We start from the raw sequence: 2,929 nt of genomic DNA, 5'->3' as shown, positions 1-2,929 counted from the left end.
GGACGAGCGCGCCCAGGCCGCGCCGTTGCCGCGCCGGCTCGAGGATCTCGTGATCTATGAACTGCATGTCGGCTCGCTCGCGATGGGACGGTCGGGGGCCGGCGCGTTGTCGGACGCGATCCGGCTGCTCGACAACCATCTCGTGCCGCTCGGCGTCAACGCCGTCGAACTGCTGCCGGTCGCGGAATTTGGCGGGCGTGATGAATGGGGCTATGGCAACTCGCACGAATTTGCCGTCGGCGCGCGGGTCGGCGGCTGGGATGAACTGAAGCAGTTCGTGCGCGAATGCCACGCACGCGGCGTCGTCGTCATCCTCGACGTGGTCTACAACCACTTCCGCTCGCCGAGTTTTCGCGCGCAATGGCTGTACGATTCTCCCTCGGATGCGGAGAACATGTATTACTGGTTCGAGGGCAGCGGGCCGCCTGGCGGCGGCTACCTCGACAACATGTCGACCGGATATGCGCCGAGGACCTCGGCGGAGATGGTCCGAAAATATTTCGTCAGCAGCGCGGCCTATTTCGTCCAGGAATTCCACATCGACGGTTTTCGGGTCGATCTGCCCCAGGCGCTCTACGCGTTCAATGTTCTGCATGCCGACAATGCGAAGCCGGTCGAAAATGCCAATCGCTTCGGCGCCAAGCTGCTGCGGGAGTGGACGCGAACCCTGCACATGATCAACCCCGCACTGTTCCTGATCGCCGAAGATCATTCGGGCGACGAGAAGGTGACGGCCTCGCCGGACAATGGCGGCTTCGGGTTTGACGCCACCTGGTACGCTGCGTTCTACCACGACCTGGTCGGCACCCCCCGGGGTTCGGGCGCGTGCCTGATTGCAGGCGCCGGACGGGGAGACAACGCTCCGCTGCGGATCGATTGGTTTGCCGGCACGCTGGGCTGGTCCGGGCATCAGAGGATCGTCTACCACATCTCGCATGACGAGGCCGGCAACTCGGAAGGATCGCATCGGACTCTGGTCGAAGCGGTGAACGGGCCGGACAATCTGTCCGCCGCGCGATGGTGGGCCGAAGCCCGGACCCGGGTGGCGTTCGGCATGAGCGTGCTGTCCGCCGGCACGCCGATGTTCCTGTTCGGCGAGGAGATCGGCGCCTGCGCGGACTTCCGCTACAATGATTTCGTCGGCCATCGCGAGGACATCGAGGGCCTGCGGCGCGGCACCGGTGCAAAGCTGTTCCGGTTCTTCCGCGACATCATCGCATTCCGCCAGGCCAATGCATCGGTACGCGCCCGCCAGATCGAGATCCTTGCCACCAATAACGAAGATCGTACCCTGCTATTCCGGCGCAACGGCGCGGAGCAGGATCTGCTGGTCTTGATGAGTCTGAACAACGCGCCGTTCCGGGCCGGATATGGTTTTCATGGCACGTCCTTGCCGGACGGCCGCTGGCACGAAGTCTTCAACAGCGACTCGACGATCTATGGCGGCAACAATATCGGCAATCTCGGCAACGAGCTGGTGTCGTCGGCTGGATCGATCACGGCGACGCTGCCGGCAGCGGGATTCATCGTCTGCCGGCGGGCTTGATCGTGCCGCGCATACGACGTCATTCCGGGATGGTCCGAAGGACCAGACCCGGAATCTCGAGATTCTCCGATGTGCAACGTACATCGGATTCCGATGCGGAGCCGTCATCGGGCCGCGCTTCGCGCGGAGGCGGTGGCATCGCCCCGGGATGACGCGAAGAGAATGAGCGTTCTAATCGAACAGGCTCGATACCGACTCTTCGGCGGCGGTGCGGCCGATCGCTTCGGCGATCAGCGAGCCGATCGACAGCGTGCGGATGTTCGGCGCCTTGCGCACCGCTTCGGTCGGCTGGATCGAATCGGTGATGACCAGTTCCTTGAGCCGAGAGGCCGTGATGCGGGTCACCGCGCCGCCGGACAGCACGCCGTGGCTGATATAGGCGTAGACGTCCTTGGCGCCGTTGGCGAGCAGCGCATCGGCGGCGTTGACCAGTGTGCCGCCGGAATCGACGATGTCGTCGACCAGGATGCAGGTATAGCCGGCGCAATCGCCGATCACGTTCATCACCTCGGATTCGCCGGCGCGTTCGCGCCGCTTGTCGATGATGGCGAGCGGCGTGTTGATGCGTTTGGCGAGCCCGCGGGCGCGCACCACGCCGCCGACATCGGGCGACACCACGATGACATTGGAAAGGTCGAAGCGTTCGCGGATGTCGCGCACCATCACCGGCGACGCGAAGAGATTGTCGGTTGGGATGTCGAAGAAGCCCTGGATCTGCAAGGCGTGCAGGTCGAGCGTCATGACGCGGTCGGCGCCGGCATGGGTGATCAGGTTTGCGACCAGCTTGGCGGAAATCGGCGTGCGCGAGCCGGATTTGCGATCCTGCCGGGCGTAGCCGAAATAGGGCACCACCGCGGTGATGCGGCGAGCGGATGCGCGCCGCAGCGCATCGGTGATGATCAACAGCTCCATCAGATGGTCGTTGGCGGGAAACGACGTCGACTGGATGATGAAGACGTCCGAGCCGCGGACGTTCTCCTGGATTTCGACGAAGATTTCCATGTCGGCGAAACGCCGAACCACCGCCTTGGTGAGCGGCAGTCCGAGGTCGCCCGCGATCGCCTGGGCCAGCACCGGATTGGAATTGCCGGCAACGAGCTTGATGGAGCCGTTCTTGGCCGACATCGAGATTTCTCCCCGCGTCTTGCTGGAGACAATATTCAGCATATCGGGATACCTGGACCGGCTGACTTCGACGAGCGATGCAATATCAGGGCGATAGCGTGGCTGGCAACCCGCTCCCCCGGTTTTCCCGGGCAAAAATGCCGGAGTTGCCTAAGGATATGGCTAATGGGGCTAATGGTCAGTGTAGCTGAGCGCGGCCATGCTGTCGCCGGCCGGGGCCGGCCGGTCCGCGCGCGCGACCGCAGGGTTGCGTTTGTC

General features: G+C 63.9%; 2 protein-coding genes. One reads left to right on the top strand and one right to left on the bottom strand.

Features of this window, described 5'->3' with window-relative positions:
- Positions 1 to 1,546 (top strand): alpha-amylase family glycosyl hydrolase (locus WCB02_RS16935; RefSeq protein ID WP_423959696.1); only part of this gene is annotated, 1,546 nt, incomplete at its 5' end.
- A gap of 171 nt (positions 1,547 to 1,717) precedes the next feature.
- On the opposite strand, the gene WCB02_RS16930 is transcribed toward WCB02_RS16935, so the two are convergent.
- Positions 1,718 to 2,671 (bottom strand): ribose-phosphate pyrophosphokinase, encoded by a 954-nt coding sequence (locus WCB02_RS16930; protein ID WP_423959698.1) that lies wholly within the window; start codon positions 2,669 to 2,671, stop codon positions 1,718 to 1,720.
- Positions 2,672 to 2,929: the final 258 nt, after the last annotated feature.

The sequence above is a fragment of the Bradyrhizobium sp. genome, from assembly GCF_049581145.1.
Lineage (GTDB): Bacteria > Pseudomonadota > Alphaproteobacteria > Rhizobiales > Xanthobacteraceae > Bradyrhizobium.
This window is presented reverse-complemented; position numbering and strand designations above follow the sequence as displayed.

What these genes read in the sequence shown, in the direction of transcription:
- WCB02_RS16930 (WP_423959698.1), bottom strand. Translation starts at nt 2,671, where the DNA reads ATGTCGGCCAAGAACGGCTCCATCAAGCTCGTTGCCGGCAATTCCAAT.